We start from the raw sequence: 20,478 nt of genomic DNA on the forward strand, positions 1-20,478 counted from the left end.
AAAATCTATTCATCTCTAATAACATCTAATGGTAAAACTCCAGCTTTGAGTTCTTCGTAAGCTATGTCAATTGGATCGATGGAATCTTTAATTTCAACCAAAGGTTTTGCTCCCATGGATATTTGAATTGCTCTAGCTCCGAGAAGTCTAGCTCTTTCAAACCTTGTTAATTTTTTATTAACATCCATAAATATTACTTCCATTTTTAGGCATTTATTTTACCAAGATTAGTTTGTATTAAAATATCCCTACAATAGTCTATTCCCAGGTTTCAACGTGGGAAATCAACATTCTTCTACAACAGTATCTTGTTAAACCTAAATCATCTAAAACATCTTTAGAATTTTCACCAGCTGCAACTCTTTTGTTGTATTCATCAAAGTACGCTGATACAGGTTTTCCGCAACTTAAGCATCTTATAGGAATCATTTATATCATCTTTTTAATTTAAATAAAATTTAAAGGTACAGAATTTATCTGTAACTTTTTTGTTTACGAGCTCTTGCTCCAGGACCACCGTATTTCTTAGGTTCTGAACGTCTTGGGTCACCTACTAACATGGTTCTGTCGTAATGGATTAGTTTGTCTTTTAAATCCATATCTTGAGACCATTGTACGAGTCCTTTAGCAATTACCATACGTGCAGCTTCAGCTTGACCCATTACTCCTCCACCAACAACGTTGATGTTAATATCAACTTCATTAGCTAAGTCTCCAGCTAAGGTTAATGGTTCTTGTAATTTTAAGTTAGCAAGCTCAGGGGAATAAAGTTCTAAAGGAACTTTGTTGATTCTGACTTTACCAGTTCCTTCACGAACAGTACCTCTTGCGATAGCTGTTTTACGTTTTCCACTAGTATGAATAACTTTAACCATAATAACACCTTACTCATCTAAAAGGTAGCTCCTAAAAGTTTGGAGATTTCTCCTAATTCGATACCTTTTTTAATATTCTTGTATTCTGCTTCAGGAACTGCAGTGAATTCAGCATCAGCATATTCAGCAGGTACGCCAACGAAAGCTTTTAAGCCTTTGTATGCTGTTTTACCTTTGGATTTTTTGAAAGGTAACATTCCTCTTACAGTTCTTCTAAATATGTCGTCAGGTCTTCTAGGATATTTAGGACCTAAGTCACGAGGGTTAGAGATACTTGCTCTGTCCACTCTTTGTTTGTATTTAGCATAAGCCCAATCCTTGTTACCGGTTAACATGATTTTTTCAGCATTGAGAACTACTACTTCTTCGCCTTCTAAGAGATTTTTACTAGTTACACTAGCTAATCTTCCTAAAACGCATTTTTCACCATCAATAATAATCATAACACACATCCCCTATTCCATAATCCTGATGTTTGATCCTTTAGGATTACTTTCCATAATTTCTTCAATTGAGATGCATTCTCCGCCTGCAGCTTCGATTTTTTCCTGTGCTTTAGCTGAGAATTTTAATGCTACAACATCTACTTTGTTTTCTAAATCACCATTTGATAAAACTTTACCAGGTACTAAGACTGTTTCGTCCGCTTCAGCATGTCTTGAAATATCAGACAGATTCACTTCAGCGGTTCTTCTATTAGACCTTTCAAGTCTTTGTGCAACATCTTTCCAAATAGCTGCATCTTCGCTTCTTGATTGTTCATAAAGTTTATTAATAAGTTCAATAAGGTTAGGATTTGTTTTTACTACTTTCTTAACCATTATTTACTTCCTCCTTCTTCACTAAATCTGATAAACTTATCCGCTTTTTCACCTAATACGTCACATGCTTTTAATAAAACTTCTTTAGGGGGCATTGCACCGTCAGTTTCGATCCTGAATATGAAATCGTTTGGACGGAATCCCACATTGATGTATCCGTTGTCAGATGCCCTTACACAACTTTTACACATGGTACAGTTTTCAACACCTAATAAAGGACTACCTTCATGTTCTTCCACGATTTTAATCTTTTTGGATCTTCTGTCTGATTTTAAAATGCCTCTTGGACATGCCTGTGCACAGTCGTAATCGATTTCAATATCGTCATTGAAAGTGATTTCAGGATACTGTTTGTATGCACATACAGTTGTTGGCATCCATTTAGCATGCTCTTTTCCGTAACCAACTTTAGCTACTGCTTCAATGTTGAGTTCTTCGCCTTCTTTTAGTTTTACTAAAGGAATAGTGTCGTATACTGGTTTAATTTTTGAGTCTGAAGATATTAAATCTTTAGAATAAACAACTTTAGGTCCGACTTCGTTTAAGGAGAACATGATTCCGTTCTCAAAGATGTCCCAATCGTCATCTTCAGGTAAAGACAATCCTTCGATTGCATCCAAATCAGAAACTAAAGGAGTTAAACCAAGTCTATGAGCAAGTACCTCGTTAAACATTGCAGAATCATTTCTTATGATATTTACATCTTCAATAGCTATTTTAGGAACATTGACCATTGCAGTCCTTCTGATAGCATTAATAAAAGGCACTTCTGCATCACGAACAATGAAAACAATTTCATCATCGCTTTGACTTCTAACTTCTATCTCCATATTAAACCCTTCCGCTTAAACTCTTCTTCCTCTTTTACCACCAGGTCTTCCAGTACCGTCGTGAGGAATAGGAGTAATATCTTCGATTTTTCCTATTTTAATTCCAGCTCTTGCTAAAGCACGAATAGTTGCTTGTGCACCAGGTCCCGGACTTCTAGGTCCATTTCCACCAGGAGCTCTTACTTTAATATGTAATCCAACAAATCCTTTTTCTTTAGCATCATCAGCTATTCTAGTTGCTGCAGCCATTGCTGCGAATGGTGAAGCTTGTTGTCTGTCTGCACGTACAACTTTTCCACCAGACCATTGTGAAATAGTTTCAGCACCAGTAATATCTGTTACAGTAATAATAGTGTTATTAAATGATGAGTAAATATTAGCTATACCCCATTTTTCATCTTTTGCCATAGTTACACCTTTTATTCTTCTGTATTAGCTTTATTATCCTTTGCATTGTTGTACTCTTCAATCTGTTTTGCTACAGGTGAAGAACGATAGAATCCAATATCATCTTCTTGACCGTTTAATACCACATAACTTGGTGAATTGATTTTTTTACCGTTTAATGCGATGTGGCCGTGTACAACAAACATTCTTGCTTCTTTAGGAGTACGAGCTAAACCTTTTTGGTATACGATAGTTTGTAATCTTCTTCTTAAGATATCTTCAACGTTTAAGTCCAGGATATCTTCAAGAGCTGCACCTTCAGGCAAAACACCGGTTCTAGCTAAGTGTCCTAATAATTGTAATTTTTCTTCTTTCATTTGATCAGTATCGAAACCAAGTAAGTATCTTGCTTCCCTACTGTATCTTCTGACTAAAGTATCAGCTTTCCAAATTTCTTTTTTGTTTTTTAAACCGTATTTAGTCATTAATTTATTTTCATTTTTAATTCTTTCCGCATTCCAAGGATGTGGTGGTGTATTATACTTTTTCCTTGATTTTCTAGGTTGTCCCATTAAAACATCTCCTTATAAAATTGAATTTCAATAATTTAAGTTATAAAAAAAGTTCTTGCCTATCCTCTTGAACGTTTTACACCAACTGAAGAACTTTTTCTGAAAGTAGATTTGGTTCTTTGACCTCTAACAGGTAAACCAACTTCATGTCTTCTACCTTTGTAACTTCTGGTCTTTTTCATTCTGTTTAAATCATCTCTTAAAGTCATGTCAAGATCTGATTCAATCAAGTGAATGTTTTCACCGGTTACATAATCTTCTCTTCTGTTTAACATCCAAGCTGGGATGCCGTGGTCGAGAGGATTTTCTAAAATTTCTTCAATTTTTAAAACATCTTCGTCAGCAATGTATCCAATTTTAGCATCTAAATCTAAGTCTAAAACACGACACATAGTTTTAGATAAAGAGATTCCAACACCTTTGATTTCAGTTAAAGCTTGTTCAATGGTTTTGTTACCACTGACGTCCTTTCTTGAAATACGTACTAAATGTTTGAATTCGTCTTCCATTAAATAACCTCCATTTATAGAGCGAACCTACGAGACGTAAAATATAGATTCGAATGTTTTGAATTTCAAAACACAGTTTTTTCAACAGTTATAAACTTAGCCTACTGGCTAAGAGTGCAATAAATATCAGTTTAACAAGTATTTTTAAAATATCAAAAAAATATAGTTAAAAACTAATAAACGCCGAGACTGGGATTTGAACCCAGGAGGGCTGAACGCCCACGAGATTTCCAGTCTCGCGCCTTACCAGGCTAGACTATCTCGGCATTAAAATAGTTAGCAATACTTGCACATCATATTGTCTAGAATAATATGATATAATAATATATTCATGTTAACCTATATAAAGGTTTGGTTAAACATGGGATTTTCAGAAAAATTATCCCATTTGAAAAAATTTTTATTTGAAAAATACGCAGAAATCTAAAGGAGAAATAAGTTCGCTTCACCTTAATTAAATAATTAGAGAAAAAATCGATTTCAACGTACTATTAATAGTTTAATTTAAATCCATTTAAAACTTATCAAAAAATAACAAATTTTATTTTATACAATACTATATTATTAATTAGGTGATATAATGGATATCCTATTTACAATAATAATGATAATACTGGTTATTTTTGTCATAGTGACATTTGTGCACATGTACAATAACCTGGTTGGACTTAGAAACCGTGTGAAAAACAGCTACGCACAAATAGACGTCCAACTTAAAAGAAGAAACGATCTGATACCTAATCTCGTCGAAACCGTAAAAGGTTATGCAGGCCATGAGAAAGGTGTTTTGGAAGAAGTTACAAAAGCAAGAACTGGAGTCATGAACGCAACAAGCATTGAGGAAACAAGCGCTGCGGACAATCAGTTGACCGGAGCATTGAAAACACTGTTTGCCGTTGCTGAAAACTACCCTGACTTAAAAGCAAACAGCAATTTCCAACAATTGCAAACTGAATTAAGCGAAACTGAAGACAAGATCGCCTATGCAAGACAATTCTACAATGATGTTGTCTTGAAATACAACAACGCTTGCCAACAATTCCCAAGCAGCCTCATGGCAAAACTATTCAGATTTAAGGAAGAAAGCTATTTCGAAGCTCCTGCAAGTGAAACAGCCGTGCCGGAAGTGAAATTTGAGTAGGTGAATTATATGAATGTTAAAAACACATTTATTATAATTCTACTTTTTTTATTATTATTTTCAACCCTAAGCGCAGTATCCGCAGATGACGACAGAAGTTACACTATAGATCAGGCATTGATTGATCTGACAGTTGAAAGTAATGGTCTTTTGCATGTGGAAGAGGAGTATGATTACTCTTTTGACGGTCAATTTAACGGAGTTTATCGTGACATTCCACTGAAGGCTGGAGAAAGCATTGAAAACATCAAAGTTTATGCCGAGGGAGCATATCCAGTTCTTCAAGAAAGCGATGACAACGGATACAAGCATCTGAAAATCTATTTATACTCCGATGCAGCACATACAAAAGGAATCAAAGACTGTGACGTTAAAATCCATATCCAGTATGACATGAAAAATGTCGTTACTCTTTTTAATGATGTTGGAGGACTCCAATACAAACTCTGGGGCGATGAGTGGGACGTTGGAGTTGGAGGAGTATACATTACAGTGACACTGCCCGGTAAAACCGGCAACGAATACTTCCTTAATCCACAGGAATTCAACGCAACAAGTGATTTGAAGGGAAATACAATAACTGCAGAAAGTAACAGCATTCCGAAAGGTGACTTTTATGAACTTCTTGTCCTTATGCCGCTGGATGATTTCGGCAATGCAACATATGCAAAGCATGTCGACTACAACGGACGGGACATGATAATGAAAAACCTCAACGACAGTGTCAACGGACGTAATTTCTGGAACACAACATACGTTGTTTTGGGATTGCTTTCACTTTTAAGTCCTCTAGTTGCTGTATTTACCTACATCAAATACGGAAGGGAACCGAAAGTCGACTATGATGGAATATATGAAAGGGAACTTCCGACCGACGATCCACCGGAAGTTGTAAATGCAATTTATGCGCAGGGAGAAATTGGAACACCAAACATGGACGGGTTTGAAGCATGTATCTTGAATCTGATTGACAAGAAAGTTTTAAACATCCAAACCGTAACCAATCCTGATACCGATACAAACGATTTGTACCTTAAATTCAGCGGAGATACATCAGAGCTAAAAGCCAACGAAAAGCAGGTTTATGACATACTGCATAACTTTGCCAATGGAGACACACTGAACATGTCAAGTCTGAATACAAGATTATCCAATGAAAGCAATGCAAAATGGTTCATGGACCAGTACAATACATGGAGGGATCAGGTATCAAACGAAGTGAAAGGCAAGGTTGAAGAGGAATTCAATGACACAGGTACCACAATCATTTCAGCCTTAGGCATTTTAGGACTGGCTGCAGGGGTCATCATGGCAATTTTGGGAATGTGGAGTGAACTCAACAGCAGCGGTTATACTGTTGCCGGAGGAGTATTCCTGATAATATTTTCAATTTTACTCACAAGATTGGACGACGACAAATTCGGACAATGGAAAGCTGAAGGGCGTGTGAGATATCTCAAATGGAAAAACTTCAAGAAGTTTTTAAAAGACAACAGTTTAATTAACGAACACCCTCCAGAATCAATAGTTGTTTGGAGAAAGTACCTGATTTATGGTGCGGCCCTTGGAGTAGCAGACAAGGTTTATGAAAACATGAAACTGCAGGAGATTCCAACAGGATACTATGATGATGACATCTTCCTATACCACAGCTACGGAGGATACTACATGATGCATGCAGCATTTATGTCCGGCCAAAGTACTGTAAACTCATCATCAAGCTCCGGAGGCTTCGGTGGCCTTGGCGGAGGATCAGGTGGTGGAGGTGGAGGAGCGTTCTAGCTTCCCACTTCATTTATTTTTTATATATATCCTCTTTTTAATCGTGAAATTCATTGATTAGCCTGTCTCATTATTAAAATATTATTTATGAAGAAATGATAATTAATAAAATTAAAAGAAAAATAATGAAAATAAGCAATTTAAAAAAAATCAAAAACTGGACAGATTAATTATTTCCAGAACCTTGGATATGTGTCAGGTTTCATGAATACCTTACTAACATTGACAGCAAATCCACTGTCAGCTTCCAGAATCTCATTTGAAGTCAGCAATGAGTTTCCAGCTCCAACCAGTTCACCTTTCATGGTCTCAATTGCCACAATATCATTTTTCTGGATGTTATCTGCCAACTCAACAATTCCACCGTTTGCAAGATCCGCTCCATGGCAAACCGCATCCACTGCAGAATCCTTAACTATTATTTTAGGCAAGTAATCGGCGGCCCTTTCCATTGGCATGATTGCATCTCTAAGGAATGATTCATCACCGTCTTCCTTCCAGAAGTGATATGCATCAGTCACATCCTGCAATGTAACCAGATTATTTTTCTCATTAAAAGAACCGACCTGGGTTCTTCTAAGTTCTGCCATATGTGCCCCTACACCTAATGCCTCACCGATATTGTGACAGTAGGTTCTCACATAAGTTCCAGCCTCACAACCGATTCTGAATAATACGTCACGACCTTCTATTTCATAGATTGTGGAATAGTAGATGTTACGAGTTCTCAGTTCACGTTTTACTGCACTTTTAATAGGAGGCAATTGGAAAATCTTGCCTGTAAATTCGGCAAAAACTTCACGGATTCTATCCTCATCCACATCCTGGTGGAATGTCAAAAGACAGACATATTCCTTTGGAGCAGTCAACAGTAACTGAATTGCACGGGTAGCGTCATTCAATCCCACCGGCAGGATACCGGTTACCTTTGGATCAAGTGTTCCACCGTGACCTGATTTTTCCAGATTTAAAATACGTTTAACCCAAGAGTCTATTTCATGAGATGTAGGTCCTGAAGGCTTATCCAGATTAATTACTCCTTTTGAGATATAATCAGTCATTTCACGTTCTTCGGGTTTGCATCCGAATTCGGGATTTGTAAAGCTTTCAGATTTTCTAACCATATTGAATTTCATGAAAAATACCCTTTAAAAAAATAGTAAATAAAAAAAGTTTATGAATAATTAGTAATTATTCATTGAATTTTATAAGTCAGCTAAAGCTGCTTTAATAGAGTCGATGTCACCGGAAACGTCGATGGAATCTTCGGTTGGTTCTAAGTGAGCAATGTTACATCTTCTGTTTTTAACTGCTTCACCAACAACTTCTACAAAGTTTTCATCGATAATTTCAACGATTGCACATTTTTCGCCAGCTTCTCTACCAGCGATTTTTACACATACTCTACCTACTTCGATTGATGCCATTTATATCACCTTTAATGTTTGAATAATGATTTCTGATACGTTTTCAGGATTGAAAGTATCAGTGTTTATAATTATGTCATAGATATCCATATTGGAAATGTCAATGTTATGGATTTCCATGTATCTTAAGGCTTCACTCTCTTCACGAGTAATGATTTCCTCTTTGGCCACTTCCACAGTCTTGTCTTCCCTTTCAGCTATCCGTTTAGATCTAACATCAAATGGAGTTACTAACCATACTCTTAAATCGGCATTATCAACAAAGAATGCTGATAATCTACCTTCAACTATAAGGTTTTCTGCTTCACTAGCCTTTTGAGCTTGCCTTTTGTCAATTTCTTTATCAATATCATCATTACCTTCAGCAAATTCACTAAATTCAAGAACGCTCATACCCCTTTCAGCAGCCATTTCTCTGAAGACAAATCCTGCAGAAATATAAGGAATATCCAACTTTTCTGAGAGTAACTCAGCAGTGGTTGTTGTTCCTGTTCCAGCCAATCCGCCGATAGTAATTATCATTATTTTCTAGCCTCGTTTTTGAAATGTTTACGAGCACAGCTTGAACATAAGTAACCACCGTATGGACGGTTAGGTCTTTTAGCTGTTTTTGATAATTTTCCAATTTCGTATGGACGTCCACGAGGAACTCCATGTAATACTTTACCACATTCAGCACAAACATGCTTAGATGGTTTTTTCTTTTTATATCTTAAAACATTGTCCCCACCGGGAGTGTTTTTGTGAACTCTTTTATATGATCTTGATCTAAACCTATTTGCAGGCATTTAATCACCTTTATAATAATTTTTAATAAATAATTGTGTAATAGCGTATTCAAAATAGAATACTATAATATATCTTTTTCATCATTAATAAATGTATGGAAAAAGGGTTGATTTAGAACCCTTGTTTAAATCCTAAGAATTTTCTTAGTATCTGACTCATACCGAAGGTACAAATCATATACCATAATAACCATCCAATACCATATGGGATAGTTGCATTTCCACCATATAAGAAATGACCTATGAAATGCCAGAATGGTGTTAATGTAACCCAATAAACGGAAGGAGGTAATATAACAACCAAACCACTGATGACAGATGTCCTCATCCAAAAGAATATCAGAATAATCGGAACAAAAGTTACGATCATAGGTTTGAATGAATTGGTCATCATTTTACTTTGGTCCTGCATCATTTCAGTCTGTCTTGCCTGAAGTTCAGCAATCTTTTTACCGTCCCCTCTCTTTTGAGCATCACGCAATTCTTTCTGGAAAGCCTTGTTACGTTCTTGGATTTCATTCATTTCATCTTGGTCAACTAAATATTTATTTGCAATAGTTGTAATTAATGAAACAATAAATGCAATGATTAATACGGTCAATGCCGGATTAGTTGGATTCGGATCAATAGACAAAATTGGATTAAAAATAGCATTCAATGCTCCATAAACCATTCCCATTGGATCTGCCATGATTATACCCCTATAAGTTTAATACATTCACTAATTTTTTAACTGAAGAATTTAAATGATTATCATGATTTGAAATGATTTTTACAGTAGCTCCAGTTAAAGTAGCATAAGCCATTGAAGTAGCCCTGTTCATTTGTTGATGTAATTCAATATCTTTGACTTTTTGAAGGTCTCTTTCACGAGTATCATCATTCAATCTTCTGTAAATGATTTCATCAGGATGTGCTTCAACTAAGATGAACTGATCTGGCTGTAATTGTTCCAATACCCAAATCGGTAATCCTGGCAAGAATCCTGCAGGAGTGTTGATAGTACAGTGGGTATCAACAATAATATTGTCCTTTTCAGATCTAGCCTTGATCTCTTTAGCTGCTTTAGCCTGAATGTCTCTTTGTGTTTCAGCAGGCAATTTTCTTAAAGCGTCCCTATCATTTACAATTTTTTCTTTGATTGCAATTTCAGTCATTATGTCCCCGTAGTTCAGGTGAACATAATCTACTTCTTCTAAAGCTTTACCAAGTAAAGTTGTACTTCCAGAACCTGGAATCCCTGTTAATACTACTAATTTCATTTTAATCCCTCACCTTAATAATGAGATGGAGAAGAGTTAATCTCCTCCTAAAACTTTCCTAAGAAGTGGGTTTGCAGACATGAGTTGTTCTTCAGCCATCTCTTCGTATAGCTTGTGAAGAATACCTACAGTAAGCAATACACCAGTACCTCCACCTAGAGCACCGGTTAAATCTGCAAGGAAAGCAATGAGACCTACATAGATACCACTTATAATGGTAAGTGCAGGAATATATTTTTTCAAAATTTTATATAATTGGCGTTTACTACTTCTAAATCCAGGTATTTGAATACCAGAACTGTGAAGTTGTTCTGAAATCTTTTTAGCATTTAAACCACTGATTTCAACCCATAGATATGAGAACAATATACAACATGCAATAAAGAATACTGCATATACCAACACGTGTATAGGTTCTGTAATAAACATTGTCAGGTTAGGTGTTGTTAACAACCAAGCAATACCGTCAACAGCCTTACCCTTTTCCAGGTGTCCTAAAATAGGGAAACCGATCTTTTGGAAAACATTAGCGAATAATGTTACGTTTACGAGTAATGCACTGGTCAAAATTACCGGCATGTTACTGGAGTAAACGAATTTTAATGGGTATTTACCGACAGCCCCTCTGATTCTTCCGTGACCTTTTACACTACCATGTGAGATAGGAATTTCAACTCTCATAGCTTCACCATACAATACAACTGCAAATACAATAATAGTTGCAAGTAATGGGATTAAAGCATAAAAGTCAGGAGTTCCCATAGTAGCCTGTTGGATGAATTTAGGAATAATACCTGCAAGTAAACCGTCTGTACCTTGTAGGATACTGAATGTACCTACCATAATAGTTTGACATACACCAGCTGCAATGAACAGTCCGATACCACTACCGAATCCCCATTTTGATACAACTTCATCAAGGTAAATGATTACCAATGCACCTAAAACGAGTTGGAAAATTAGAATTCCGGTATAGGAACCGTCAATAGGAACCAAGTTTCCAGTCAGTACCAAAACACTTGCCTCAAAAACAGTAAAGACAATTGATAATACTTTTTGAGTAGCTTGGAAATGAGATTTGTCCTTATGGGATGAAAGATCTAAATCTAAAAGATTTGATCCAACTAATAACTGTAAAACAATAGAAGCGGTAACGATTGGACCAATTCCTAAGGTAAGAATTGAACCAAAACTTCCAGCCATAACAGCCCTTAATTGAGCGAAACTATCAATAGCTCCTGGAGCTAAACCATATAATGGTATTTGAGTTAAAAAGTAATATAACACTAAAATAAGAGCAGTCCATTTAAGTTTTTCATTGAAGTCTTCTCTGTGAACAGGAGATTTGACCTCTGGAATGAATTTAAATATTGGCTCTAATACTTCTAATGATGACATTTTATCCCCTGATTAAAAAGGAATAAAGCTATAAGATTATAGCTTCTCCTCCTAATTCTTCAATTTTTTCAATAGCAGATGCAGAGAATTGAGGTGCTGAAATTTTGTAAGCTTTGGTAATTTTACCTTTAGCTAAAACTTTGTCATAACCTAATTCAGTTACATCTATAACGATTGCATCTCCTTCTTTGGATGCTTTACCTTGAGCGATTAATTTATCAGCTTGTTCTTCTAAGTAGTTTAAGTTAACAGTGCTGATTTTTTTAATCATTTTTTGAGGTCTTTTGAAACCATGTTTACCGAAGTGGTTAGGATCGTGGATTACAGTCCAGGTCCAATGTTGTTTACCCATACCTGCTTTACCTTTTCCACCTTTGTTACCTGCACCTCTACGTTTTTTGGTACATCCTCCACCGTTGGATCTAGAACCTCTTTGTTTATTGATTTTACGTTTTGTTCTAATCATAATATACACCTGAGTTTAAAGCATTCTTTTACCAAGATCTTTAATTTCTTCTCCCCTGTAACCTAAAGATCCACCTTCTTTAACAGATAAACGGATATCTTCGTAACCTTTTCTTGGAGGGTGTAAACGGAATACAGGTTTAATACCGACATCAGCTAATTTAACTTTAGATTCAACTACAGCTTTAGCTAATTCTTCAATATTAGCGTAATCAGTATTTTCAGCAACATACTCATCAGTAACTTTTACATTACCTGGGAGTCTTCCTCTTTTAGCAATCATAGCTGCTACAAATTCAGCGTCGATTTCTCCCCAGGTGATGTAATCCTTAGCTTTTTGAAGCATACCTTCGTAACTAGGATTTTCTTCTACTAATACTGCATGGCTGATTCTGTTAAGTCTTAACATATCTAAGGTGTCTGCAATATTTTTAATGACACCGGTAGTTCCTCTAACTCTAATAACTAAAAACATACTATCACCAAATTAGTAGTGTACTCCCATTTTCTTGAGATCTTCTTCACTTGCTTTAACGTTACTTAATTCTTTTAAAGCAGCAAATACTGCATTAGCAAAGTTAACTGTGGTTTGAGTTTGTCCGAAGGTTTGAGACCATACATCGTGAACACCAGCAAGTTTCAGGATGGTTTTTCCAACATCCCCAACTACTAAACCTACACCTGCAGGTGCTGGCATTAAAGTAACACTTACACTACTGGTTTTACCGGTTACTTTGAAAGGAACAGTGTGTTCTCTTCCACATACACAACCCCAGTCTCCACAACCTCTTCTTACTTTAATGATGTTGTATTTAGCGTTGTCTACAGCTTTTCTAATAGCAGGACCGACCTCTTTAGCTTTACCTTGGCCTAATCCAACGTAACCATCTTTGTTACCTACAGCAACAATTACTCTGAAATTAACTTTTCTACCAGATTTATGCATCCTTTGAACTAAGTTAACATCCATTACTTCTTCTTCTAAATCTGGAATTAAGGCATCAACTATTTCTAATTCCATAATTGGAAGACCTTTTTCAAAAATTTCATCGATATCAGTAATGATACCATCTTTAACTTGTCTACCCATTTTAGTTTTAGGTTCCCATTCATCCATATTAAAACTCATAGTTATACCTCTGCATCGATATTTTCAACAGTTTTATCAAAGTTTTCAGGTAAGTCTTTAGGATTAAGACCTCTTTCAAAATACTTTGAGAATTTTTTAGCAACTTCTTCAGCATCTAATGATTCAGCATATTCTGCAATGTGTTCTCCTCTGATACGTTCATCTTCAGGGAAAATGAAGTCTCCGTGAGGGATTTCTAAACCTGCGTCAAGAGCACCTTTGAGTGCTGCGAATACTTTAGAACCTTTGATAGGAGATTTTAAACCGATGTCTAAGATTGCATTTTCTACACCAGCAGCTAAAGCTCTTTTAGCACAGAGATATGCGGTTAAGTAGAAGGATGTAAGGTTTCCGGTGTGTCCTAAGTAACCATATTGGGATAATTGTTTACTTACAGCGGATGCAACAGTGATGTCTCCTTCAGGAGCGTAATCAATTACTTGAACGGTTGCGTGAGAGTTGGAAACTCTGACAACTAAACGAGATTTGTCGTAATCGACTAATTTCATTCTAGCTGCATAGTCGGTTTTACCTTCTCTTCTTCTTCTGAATGCTACTTTATAGTTAGTTCCTTGTGCCATGCTTATTCATCTCCTTTAATTAAATCATGGTCACGGGCGTAGTTTCTCATGTAAGATTTACTTCTAAATGCGCCACCCTTAGCCATTTTGTATAGTTTACGATAGGTAGTAGCATCAATAACTTCTTCTTCACGCATTTCTTTAAGATCTTTTCTTAAAGCTCTAATGGTAGTCATCCAAGCTTTTTTCTTAGGAGTACGTGCTTTTTTAGCCCCTTTTATACTACCTCTACCTTTTCTTTTACCTTTTGCTTTTTGTTCTTTGATTTTTTTAGATCTGTAGCTACTAATACCTTTTTCAGGTTTTGCTTTAATAGCTCCATCGTTAATTAACTGCTTAACTCCTTCTCTAGTAATCGCCATAGATACTTCTTCTAATCTTTCTGGATCAATCCATACACGATTAAGCCCTACTTTGAGAATACTAGCAGCTAATCTTTTTTGAGTTGTAAGATTCATGTAAATAATCCTCCATTTAGATAGAATCTAAATTCCCTTATATTTTAATTCAAATAGTCAAATCAATTCAAATAAAGCCCCGGAATTGATTTAACTTATAATTATGATTTATTTGTTTAATACTTTAATTCCGAGCTCGGATGCTTTTTCTAACATCAAAGCTTTTTTCCTTTTACCGATAGAAGCACTGATTCTTGCAGCATCATTATCTGGATCTAATGCTTCTAATTCTTGCATATTGTGAACAAGAACATCATTATACCCTGAAGGGTGTAAGTCCCTTACTGCTCTAGGGGTTCTGTAACCGATAGCTGGCATGTCAGGTTTGCCTGCTTCGTATCTTCTCATTTTACTGGTTTTACCTCTAGGGCGTCTCCATTTGATTCCAAGTTTTTTATAACGAGCATATTCTTGTCTTTTAAATCTTTTATTAGCCATTCAAATCACCAATTTATTCTTTGCTAGTTAAGTATATTCCGTCTTGGAATACTCTAGGATCTCTTCCTTTAATTTTAGTTGCTTGTTCTAAGTTAGCCATGGTTTGACCAACATGTTCCTTGTTAATACCGGTAATTGTTACCTCATCACCTTTAACTGCTACTTTAGCAGAACCTACGATTTTAGCAGTTCTTGGGTGTCTTTCCCCGAGGAAGTTGTCAATTACGACAGTATCGTTCTGGACTTTTACAGTCATTGGAAAGTGAGCAAATACGATTTTCATGTGGTATTCGAAACCATCAGTAACACCGATAATCATGTTGTTGATGTGTGCCCTTGTGGTTCCAATCATTGCTTTGTCTTTCTTTTTAGGAAATGCTGTTTCTAAAACAACAACATCATCTTCTTCTTTAATACTTACATTTGGGTAAGTAAATTTTCTGGAGTCTTCTCCATTAGGTCCTTTTACAGAGACCTCATTGTTATTAATTATAACTTCAACGCCTTCAGGGATTTCAATTTCTTCCCTTATAGCTGCAGCTATTACCATTTTATCACCTAGTACATGTAAGCCAACAAACGTCCACCAATTCCTCTTTCCTTAGCCTCATTGTGAGTCATAATTCCTTCAGGAGTTGTGACGATTAAAATACCAAAGTTTTTTGCTGGCAAATATCTTTTTTCAAATTTCTCAAATTCGTTCTTCTTAACAGCGTGACGAGGTTTGATAACACCACATTTGTTAATGTTACCTTCTAATTCTACTATGAATTTACCTGCCCTGTTGTCATCAATATACTCAAAATTACCAATATAATTCTCTTTTTGCATAGTGCTTAAAACTTGTCCAATTAATTTGGAAGCAGGAGAAATAACACAGGAATCATTTACTTGTAATTCGTTATTTCTAATGTTAGTTAAAGCATCAGCGAGAGGATCCATAAGACTCATATTTATAACCTCTAATTATATTTTTTAAATCCGATTTTAGGGGCGATTTCCCTAAAACATTGTCTGCATAAGTTTAATCCATATCTGCTTACCATAGCAGAATGGTCTCCGCAACGACTACATTTTTTTGAAGCTTTACCGTATTTTCTTGGCAAAATAATCACCTTTATTCTGTTACATAATTAACTTTGAAGTTTTCTTCCATAAATTTCATAGTTTCTTCTTTAGAAATTCTATGTTTTTGAGGAACTTTCTTTTGTTGGATTTTCCTTTTGGATATTCTGTATCCTGGTTTTTCAAAAGTGATTGAAACATTCATACCGAATATACCAATATCAGGATTATATCTCATACCAGGGATGTCAATGTGTTCCCTAATACCGAAAGAAAGGTTTCCTTGAGCATCAAATTGAGTAGGTTTAATATTTCTACTAATACCTTCTAATACCATATCAATAGCTTTATCAGCTTTTTCTCCACGTAAAGTTAATTTACATGCAATTGGTTGTCTTTTTCTGATACCCCATTCTGGGTTTGTAACAGTTGAAAAAGTTTTAACAGGAGTTTGATCGAACATTTCTTCTAAAAGAGTGATTGCACGAGATAATTTTTCACCTGCTTCACCAACACCAATACTGACGGTAGCTTTTTCGATACGTACTTCATTCATTGGGTTCATTTATTAACCTCCAATAATGATATTACTGGTGCATCAGTACCAACTACAAATGCATAGTCTTTTAAAGTTAAGAATTCATCTTTAGCACTATTTTGGATAATGATAGTGTTAGGATTTGAAGATTGATTTTCAATAATTTCAGATACTGTACCTAATTCACCGGTGTGTTTACCACCAGTAACAAGAACGGTAGATCCTTCTTGTAAAGGATATGCTTCAACGATTTCTTGTTCAGGTACTTTTAAACAAATAACATCTCCAACGGAGTATGCGTCTTCTTCAATGATAACGTTTTTACCATCGTGAAGATTTAATTGAGTTTTACCACCTTTGATGGTGGATTTGTTAACAATTTTTGATAATTTAGCACTAGCATCTTCGATTAAATCTAATTGTAATCTTCCTTTTCTATCTAAAAGAACTCTATAAGCTTCTTCAGTTTTTGGAATTTCAATGATATCCATAAATCCAACTGGGAATTTATAATCTTTAACGACTCTTCCATCTACTAAAACGTTACCTGAGTTGATGATTCTTTTAGCTTCTCTTGCGTTGTCTGCTAATTTTAAAACATCTCTGATAACTAATGTTAATGGAATAGCGTCTTCAATGGAGTGAGAACCTGCAGAAGGTTTTACAGTCCATGTGTCTTCTTTAGGATGAATAGGCCAAGATTTTGGTGCTTTATATCTTTTAAGATGTTTTCTAGATCCCATTTTAGCCATATTAATTATCTCCTTTATTTTTAATTCTTCTGTCGTCTTTTAAATCTGCATCAATAATTACTAAGTTTGATGGGTCGACTGGGAGAAATGTAGTAGTTCCGTCAGGTTTAGCTAAAGTAACGTCTTCGATAGTTACTTTGTAGGAACTGTAATCAACAGTGAGGACTTCTCCTTCATGTCCTTTAAAGTCTCCACGGACAACCATAACTTTGTCTCCTGATTTTACTGGTAAACTTCTTTTTCCAATTTTTTCTCTTAATTCAGGACTTAAAGAAGCACTTAAGTATTTACCACGTGCGTGAGCAGGAGCATTGTAACGAGCTTTTCTTTGTTTTCTTGGTTGAATTGACATTTTATCACCTATACTAAAATACTTGCTGCACTACCAACACTAGGCCATCTGTCAGCTGCTTCTTTAGCAACAGGACCTCTGATTTCTGATCCTTTTAATATTCCTTCAGGAGTAATAATAACAGCAGCGTTGTCTTCAAATTTAACACGAAGACCGTCAGCACGTCTGTATTCCTTTTTTTGTCTGACTACAACTGCATTAACAACTTCTCTTCTCATGTCAGCAGTTCCTTTTTTAACAGATGCAACAACTAAATCTCCAACACCAGCAACGTCGATCCTTCTTCTTACACCTTTGAATCCTTTTACGGAAATGATTTCGATTTCACGAGCACCAGTATTGTCGACACATTGGAGTCTTGCTCCAATTGGTAATGCTTTAGTCATGCTTGAGGTTAATGGTTTCATAATAATTACTCTCCTTTAACTTCAACTAAAACAAAATGTTTAGTTTTACTTAATGGTCTACATTCTGCTACTTTAACAGAATCACCAACATTCACATCTAAACAATCTGGTTTGTGAACATTGATTTTAGATTTCCTTTTTTCGTATCTTTCATATTTTTTAATGAATTTATAGTAACTACGTTCAACAGTAATAGTCCTTTCTGCTTTGTTACTTACTACAACACCTTCAAGGACTTGACCTCTTACAGGTAAAGTACCGTGGAAAGGGCAGTTAGGATCATCACATGTAGTTTCTGGTTCTTGAACGTTAAGCCCAACCATATTATCACCATTTAAATTTTTTTAAACCTTTTTTTTATTCTATCTTCAGGACGTATAGACAAAATATTACCATCAACTTCTATCTTTTCCCCGTCAGGAATTTCAAAGATAAAGATTGTTCCGTTTTTTGGAATAATCTTTTCTGTATTGTCAATTCCCTCTATCTTAATGGTATTTTTTGTCTCATCAATAATTGTTCCCTTTAAGTCAAGAGATTCGTTATTTTTACTTATCGCATGAACGTTCAGCCCAATGAATTCATGATGGACTAAGTTTTTTGAAGTAATCATAATCCCAATCTCTTAGAAACATTCACAATAAATTATGCAGTAAAATTACAAAATTATTGAAAAACATATCGAGTAGATGAATTATCTCCTTTTTTTGTTATTCTTCTTAGATTCACGAATTTCGATAGTATCTGAAGAGAATCCCATATCGGATAAAACTTCTTTAACTCTTACCTTATGATCTCCTTGAAGTTCAATTTGACCATTTTTAGCGGTTCCTCCACAAGCACATTTTGCTTTGAGGGTTTTTGTGAGTTCTTTGATATCGATATCGTGTTCATCTATACCTTCGATAATAGTCATGAGTTTTCCGAATCTTCTTCTAACAGTAAAAACTTTTAGAGTCTGAACTTCACGTGCAATTTCTTCGCATACACAAAGTTCTTCTGGAAGCCCACATACATCACAGATTTTTGACATTTAATTCTCCTTTTGTTTTTCATTTAAGATTGTAAGAACACGAGCAATTGTTCTTTTTAATTCTCTAATTTTTCCAGGGTTTTCAACTACCCCGGCAGCTGCACTTTTAGAAACGTTTTTGGATAATTCAGTTCTGAGTTCAACTAATTTGTCTTGAATCTCATCAACTTCCATGTCCCAAATTTCTTTACTTCTTAAAATCGCCATTGTTCCAACTCTTTTAGGATAATCAAATTTAAGATTTAACTATCATCTTCTGCTACTTCTTCAGTAGTTTCTTCTTCAACAACTTCTTCTAATTCGTCGAGATCTTCAACATCCTCAATGATTTCTTCTTCGATGACTTCTTCGGTTTCAACATCGATTTCTTCTTCGATGACTTCACCGTCTTCTTCGATGATCATTTTTGGAGGAAGGATTTCAACGGAATCAGGCAATACAGTTTCCGGAGGCATAATTCTTACATAAATACCTAATACACCAGGTTTTAATTCAGCGGTAGCGAAACCTTCTTCTACTAATCTGATGGAAGGTTCTCCACATTTTTTGATGTATCCTTCAACGAATTTTGCTACAGCAGATCTAGAACCTCTGATTTTACCAGAAATAGTAACTTCCACACCTTGAGCTCCTGCGCCCATGATTCTACGGATAGTAGAGTAAGCCACTCTTCTGAAGTGCATACCTCTTTGTAACATGTTAGAGATTTTGTATGCCATGATTTTAGGGTTAAGTTCAGGAACTTCAACTTCTTTAACTTCAATTTGTGGATTGTCTAAACCGAATTCGGTTTTTAAAACGTTGGTAATATTCCTTACGTTTTTACCACCTCTACCAATAACCATACCAGGTCTTTCTGCGTAAACAATAACCATGGTACCTAAAGGTGTAATTTGAACTTCCATACCACCGTATCCAGCTCTTTCAAGTTCTTTTTCTAAGTATTCATCAATTCTAGTTCTTCTAAGGCCTTCTTGAACGAAATCTTTTTCTATCATTAGTTAGCCTCCTGTAATACAATTTGAATATGAGTAGTAGGTGTATTGAATGGAGTCATTCTACCGAATGCTCTTGGGATGTAACCAGGGATAACTACACCTTTGTGAGATGAGATATGTTCAATGAATAATTTTTCAGTGTCCATACCTTTGTATTCTGCGTTAGCTTCAGCGTTTTCTAAAACTTTTAAGATTTGTTCTGCAGCTTTTACAGGATACCTACCAGCAGCCCATCCTTCTTGTCCTTTTCTGTGACCAACTTTTTTGTTGTGTCTTTTGAAAGGAACAGATTTTTTCATGTCAATAACATCTTCTAAATAAGCTTTAGCTTTTGCTACTTCCATTCCTCTGATTGCACTGCAAATTTCAACACTATGCTTAGGAGAAATCTTAAGAGATTTTGCCATAGCACGTGCAGTTTTTGCTTCATCAACTTCTTCATTATAAGCATATTTGTTAGCCATGTTCTA

The 20,478-nt window shown here is 35.5% G+C and carries 37 protein-coding genes and 1 tRNA gene; 2 read left to right on the plus strand and 36 right to left on the minus strand.

Annotated elements, in window-relative coordinates:
* Positions 1–5: 5 nt before the first annotated feature.
* The 10 genes from QZV03_RS03940 to QZV03_RS03985 all read right to left on the minus strand — a co-directional run bounded on the left by QZV03_RS03940 (position 6) and on the right by QZV03_RS03985 (position 4,260).
* The gene (locus tag QZV03_RS03940; protein WP_296874406.1) at positions 6–203 is read right to left on the minus strand and encodes a DNA-directed RNA polymerase subunit K; all 198 of its coding nucleotides are present in this window, start codon (positions 201–203) and stop codon (positions 6–8) included.
* Positions 204–258: 55 nt separating this feature from the next.
* The gene (locus tag QZV03_RS03945) at positions 259–429 is read right to left on the minus strand and encodes a DNA-directed RNA polymerase subunit N (protein ID WP_296874407.1); all 171 of its coding nucleotides are present in this window, start codon (positions 427–429) and stop codon (positions 259–261) included.
* Between the two features lie 44 nt (positions 430–473).
* Entirely contained in the window at positions 474–875 is a 402-nt protein-coding gene (locus QZV03_RS03950) for a 30S ribosomal protein S9 (protein ID WP_296874408.1), read from the minus strand.
* A 17-nt stretch (positions 876–892) separates the two neighbouring features.
* Positions 893–1,315 carry a 50S ribosomal protein L13 gene (locus tag QZV03_RS03955; RefSeq protein WP_296874449.1) on the minus strand — a complete coding sequence of 141 codons (423 nt, stop codon included), beginning with the start codon at positions 1,313–1,315 and terminating at the stop codon, positions 893–895.
* Positions 1,316–1,330: 15 nt separating this feature from the next.
* Positions 1,331–1,696 (minus strand): 50S ribosomal protein L18e, encoded by a 366-nt coding sequence (locus QZV03_RS03960; RefSeq protein ID WP_296874409.1) that lies wholly within the window; start codon positions 1,694–1,696, stop codon positions 1,331–1,333.
* Positions 1,696–2,526, minus strand: a complete 831-nt coding sequence (locus QZV03_RS03965; RefSeq protein ID WP_296874410.1) for a DNA-directed RNA polymerase subunit D — start codon at positions 2,524–2,526, stop codon at positions 1,696–1,698. The genes QZV03_RS03960 and QZV03_RS03965 overlap by 1 nt, the downstream gene beginning before the upstream one ends.
* Positions 2,527–2,541: 15 nt before the next feature.
* Positions 2,542–2,934 (minus strand): 30S ribosomal protein S11, encoded by a 393-nt coding sequence (locus QZV03_RS03970; RefSeq protein ID WP_069574667.1) that lies wholly within the window; start codon positions 2,932–2,934, stop codon positions 2,542–2,544.
* An 11-nt stretch (positions 2,935–2,945) separates the two neighbouring features.
* Positions 2,946–3,485 carry a 30S ribosomal protein S4 gene (locus QZV03_RS03975; protein WP_296874411.1) on the minus strand — a complete coding sequence of 180 codons (540 nt, stop codon included), beginning with the start codon at positions 3,483–3,485 and terminating at the stop codon, positions 2,946–2,948.
* A gap of 59 nt (positions 3,486–3,544) precedes the next feature.
* Entirely contained in the window at positions 3,545–3,994 is a 450-nt protein-coding gene (locus tag QZV03_RS03980) for a 30S ribosomal protein S13 (protein ID WP_296874412.1), read from the minus strand.
* Between the two features lie 181 nt (positions 3,995–4,175).
* Positions 4,176–4,260, minus strand: a tRNA-Ser gene (locus tag QZV03_RS03985).
* Between the two features lie 314 nt (positions 4,261–4,574).
* Here QZV03_RS03985 and QZV03_RS03990 point away from each other — a divergent pair.
* Complete coding sequence (locus tag QZV03_RS03990; RefSeq protein WP_296874413.1) at positions 4,575–5,135, plus strand: LemA family protein; 561 nt, start codon at positions 4,575–4,577, stop codon at positions 5,133–5,135.
* Positions 5,136–5,144: 9 nt separating this feature from the next.
* Positions 5,145–6,917 carry a DUF2207 domain-containing protein gene (locus tag QZV03_RS03995; protein WP_296874414.1) on the plus strand — a complete coding sequence of 591 codons (1,773 nt, stop codon included), beginning with the start codon at positions 5,145–5,147 and terminating at the stop codon, positions 6,915–6,917.
* Positions 6,918–7,087: 170 nt separating this feature from the next.
* Here the strand turns inward: QZV03_RS03995 and QZV03_RS04000 are convergent, their stop codons facing one another.
* The 26 genes from QZV03_RS04000 to QZV03_RS04125 form a co-directional block, all read right to left on the minus strand.
* The gene (locus QZV03_RS04000; RefSeq protein WP_296874415.1) at positions 7,088–8,053 is read right to left on the minus strand and encodes an RNA-guided pseudouridylation complex pseudouridine synthase subunit Cbf5; all 966 of its coding nucleotides are present in this window, start codon (positions 8,051–8,053) and stop codon (positions 7,088–7,090) included.
* 69 nt (positions 8,054–8,122) lie between these two features.
* The gene (locus tag QZV03_RS04005; protein ID WP_292608596.1) at positions 8,123–8,344 is read right to left on the minus strand and encodes a 50S ribosomal protein L14e; all 222 of its coding nucleotides are present in this window, start codon (positions 8,342–8,344) and stop codon (positions 8,123–8,125) included.
* Positions 8,345–8,866 carry a (d)CMP kinase gene (gene cmk, locus QZV03_RS04010; RefSeq protein ID WP_296874416.1) on the minus strand — a complete coding sequence of 174 codons (522 nt, stop codon included), beginning with the start codon at positions 8,864–8,866 and terminating at the stop codon, positions 8,345–8,347.
* Positions 8,866–9,132: a 50S ribosomal protein L34e gene (locus QZV03_RS04015; protein WP_296874417.1), complete on the minus strand. Its 267-nt coding sequence runs from the start codon at positions 9,130–9,132 to the stop codon at positions 8,866–8,868. Before QZV03_RS04015 ends, cmk begins: the two co-directional genes overlap by 1 nt.
* Before the next feature lie 112 nt (positions 9,133–9,244).
* Positions 9,245–9,823: a DUF106 domain-containing protein gene (locus QZV03_RS04020; protein WP_296874418.1), complete on the minus strand. Its 579-nt coding sequence runs from the start codon at positions 9,821–9,823 to the stop codon at positions 9,245–9,247.
* 10 nt (positions 9,824–9,833) lie between these two features.
* Positions 9,834–10,394: an adenylate kinase gene (locus QZV03_RS04025; RefSeq protein ID WP_296874419.1), complete on the minus strand. Its 561-nt coding sequence runs from the start codon at positions 10,392–10,394 to the stop codon at positions 9,834–9,836.
* 36 nt (positions 10,395–10,430) lie between these two features.
* The gene (gene secY, locus QZV03_RS04030) at positions 10,431–11,792 is read right to left on the minus strand and encodes a preprotein translocase subunit SecY (protein WP_296874420.1); all 1,362 of its coding nucleotides are present in this window, start codon (positions 11,790–11,792) and stop codon (positions 10,431–10,433) included.
* A gap of 28 nt (positions 11,793–11,820) precedes the next feature.
* On the minus strand, positions 11,821–12,258 hold the full coding sequence (locus tag QZV03_RS04035) for an uL15m family ribosomal protein (RefSeq protein WP_296874421.1): 438 nt from the start codon (positions 12,256–12,258) through the stop codon (positions 11,821–11,823).
* A gap of 15 nt (positions 12,259–12,273) precedes the next feature.
* On the minus strand, positions 12,274–12,732 hold the full coding sequence (locus QZV03_RS04040) for a 50S ribosomal protein L30 (protein ID WP_296874422.1): 459 nt from the start codon (positions 12,730–12,732) through the stop codon (positions 12,274–12,276).
* Between the two features lie 12 nt (positions 12,733–12,744).
* On the minus strand, positions 12,745–13,386 hold the full coding sequence (gene rpsE, locus QZV03_RS04045; RefSeq protein WP_296874423.1) for a 30S ribosomal protein S5: 642 nt from the start codon (positions 13,384–13,386) through the stop codon (positions 12,745–12,747).
* Between the two features lie 2 nt (positions 13,387–13,388).
* Positions 13,389–13,967, minus strand: a complete 579-nt coding sequence (locus tag QZV03_RS04050) for a 50S ribosomal protein L18 (RefSeq protein ID WP_296874424.1) — start codon at positions 13,965–13,967, stop codon at positions 13,389–13,391.
* Positions 13,968–13,969: 2 nt separating this feature from the next.
* Positions 13,970–14,425, minus strand: a complete 456-nt coding sequence (locus QZV03_RS04055) for a 50S ribosomal protein L19e (protein ID WP_296874425.1) — start codon at positions 14,423–14,425, stop codon at positions 13,970–13,972.
* 108 nt (positions 14,426–14,533) lie between these two features.
* On the minus strand, positions 14,534–14,863 hold the full coding sequence (locus QZV03_RS04060) for a 50S ribosomal protein L32e (RefSeq protein ID WP_296874426.1): 330 nt from the start codon (positions 14,861–14,863) through the stop codon (positions 14,534–14,536).
* 13 nt (positions 14,864–14,876) lie between these two features.
* Positions 14,877–15,413, minus strand: coding sequence for a 50S ribosomal protein L6 (locus QZV03_RS04065; RefSeq protein WP_296874427.1), 537 nt, complete (start codon positions 15,411–15,413; stop codon positions 14,877–14,879).
* Between the two features lie 8 nt (positions 15,414–15,421).
* The gene (locus QZV03_RS04070) at positions 15,422–15,814 is read right to left on the minus strand and encodes a 30S ribosomal protein S8 (RefSeq protein ID WP_296874428.1); all 393 of its coding nucleotides are present in this window, start codon (positions 15,812–15,814) and stop codon (positions 15,422–15,424) included.
* 11 nt (positions 15,815–15,825) lie between these two features.
* Positions 15,826–15,978: a 30S ribosomal protein S14 gene (locus tag QZV03_RS04075; RefSeq protein WP_296874429.1), complete on the minus strand. Its 153-nt coding sequence runs from the start codon at positions 15,976–15,978 to the stop codon at positions 15,826–15,828.
* Positions 15,979–15,980: 2 nt separating this feature from the next.
* Positions 15,981–16,493 (minus strand): 50S ribosomal protein L5, encoded by a 513-nt coding sequence (locus tag QZV03_RS04080; protein WP_296874430.1) that lies wholly within the window; start codon positions 16,491–16,493, stop codon positions 15,981–15,983.
* A complete protein-coding gene (locus QZV03_RS04085) occupies positions 16,490–17,218 on the minus strand; it encodes a 30S ribosomal protein S4e (protein WP_296874431.1) in 729 nt (242 codons plus the stop codon). The genes QZV03_RS04080 and QZV03_RS04085 overlap by 4 nt, the downstream gene beginning before the upstream one ends.
* 1 nt (position 17,219) lies before the next feature.
* Positions 17,220–17,570, minus strand: coding sequence for a 50S ribosomal protein L24 (gene rplX, locus QZV03_RS04090; RefSeq protein WP_296874432.1), 351 nt, complete (start codon positions 17,568–17,570; stop codon positions 17,220–17,222).
* A gap of 8 nt (positions 17,571–17,578) precedes the next feature.
* Positions 17,579–17,977, minus strand: coding sequence for a 50S ribosomal protein L14 (locus tag QZV03_RS04095; RefSeq protein WP_116591330.1), 399 nt, complete (start codon positions 17,975–17,977; stop codon positions 17,579–17,581).
* A gap of 5 nt (positions 17,978–17,982) precedes the next feature.
* Positions 17,983–18,300 carry a 30S ribosomal protein S17 gene (locus tag QZV03_RS04100; protein ID WP_296874433.1) on the minus strand — a complete coding sequence of 106 codons (318 nt, stop codon included), beginning with the start codon at positions 18,298–18,300 and terminating at the stop codon, positions 17,983–17,985.
* A gap of 11 nt (positions 18,301–18,311) precedes the next feature.
* Complete coding sequence (locus QZV03_RS04105) at positions 18,312–18,590, minus strand: ribonuclease P protein subunit (protein WP_296874434.1); 279 nt, start codon at positions 18,588–18,590, stop codon at positions 18,312–18,314.
* A gap of 81 nt (positions 18,591–18,671) precedes the next feature.
* Positions 18,672–19,010, minus strand: a complete 339-nt coding sequence (yciH, locus tag QZV03_RS04110) for a stress response translation initiation inhibitor YciH (RefSeq protein ID WP_296874435.1) — start codon at positions 19,008–19,010, stop codon at positions 18,672–18,674.
* A complete protein-coding gene (rpmC, locus tag QZV03_RS04115) occupies positions 19,011–19,217 on the minus strand; it encodes a 50S ribosomal protein L29 (RefSeq protein ID WP_116591334.1) in 207 nt (68 codons plus the stop codon). It abuts the gene before it with no gap.
* 35 nt (positions 19,218–19,252) lie between these two features.
* Positions 19,253–20,008 (minus strand): 30S ribosomal protein S3, encoded by a 756-nt coding sequence (locus tag QZV03_RS04120; RefSeq protein WP_296874436.1) that lies wholly within the window; start codon positions 20,006–20,008, stop codon positions 19,253–19,255.
* A complete protein-coding gene (locus QZV03_RS04125) occupies positions 20,008–20,472 on the minus strand; it encodes a 50S ribosomal protein L22 (protein WP_296872747.1) in 465 nt (154 codons plus the stop codon). The genes QZV03_RS04120 and QZV03_RS04125 overlap by 1 nt, the downstream gene beginning before the upstream one ends.
* Between the last annotated feature and the right edge of the window lie 6 nt (positions 20,473–20,478).

Origin of the sequence: uncultured Methanobrevibacter sp. (genome assembly GCF_902788255.1) — an archaeon.
In the GTDB taxonomy this organism is placed as follows: Archaea; Methanobacteriota; Methanobacteria; order Methanobacteriales; family Methanobacteriaceae; genus Methanocatella.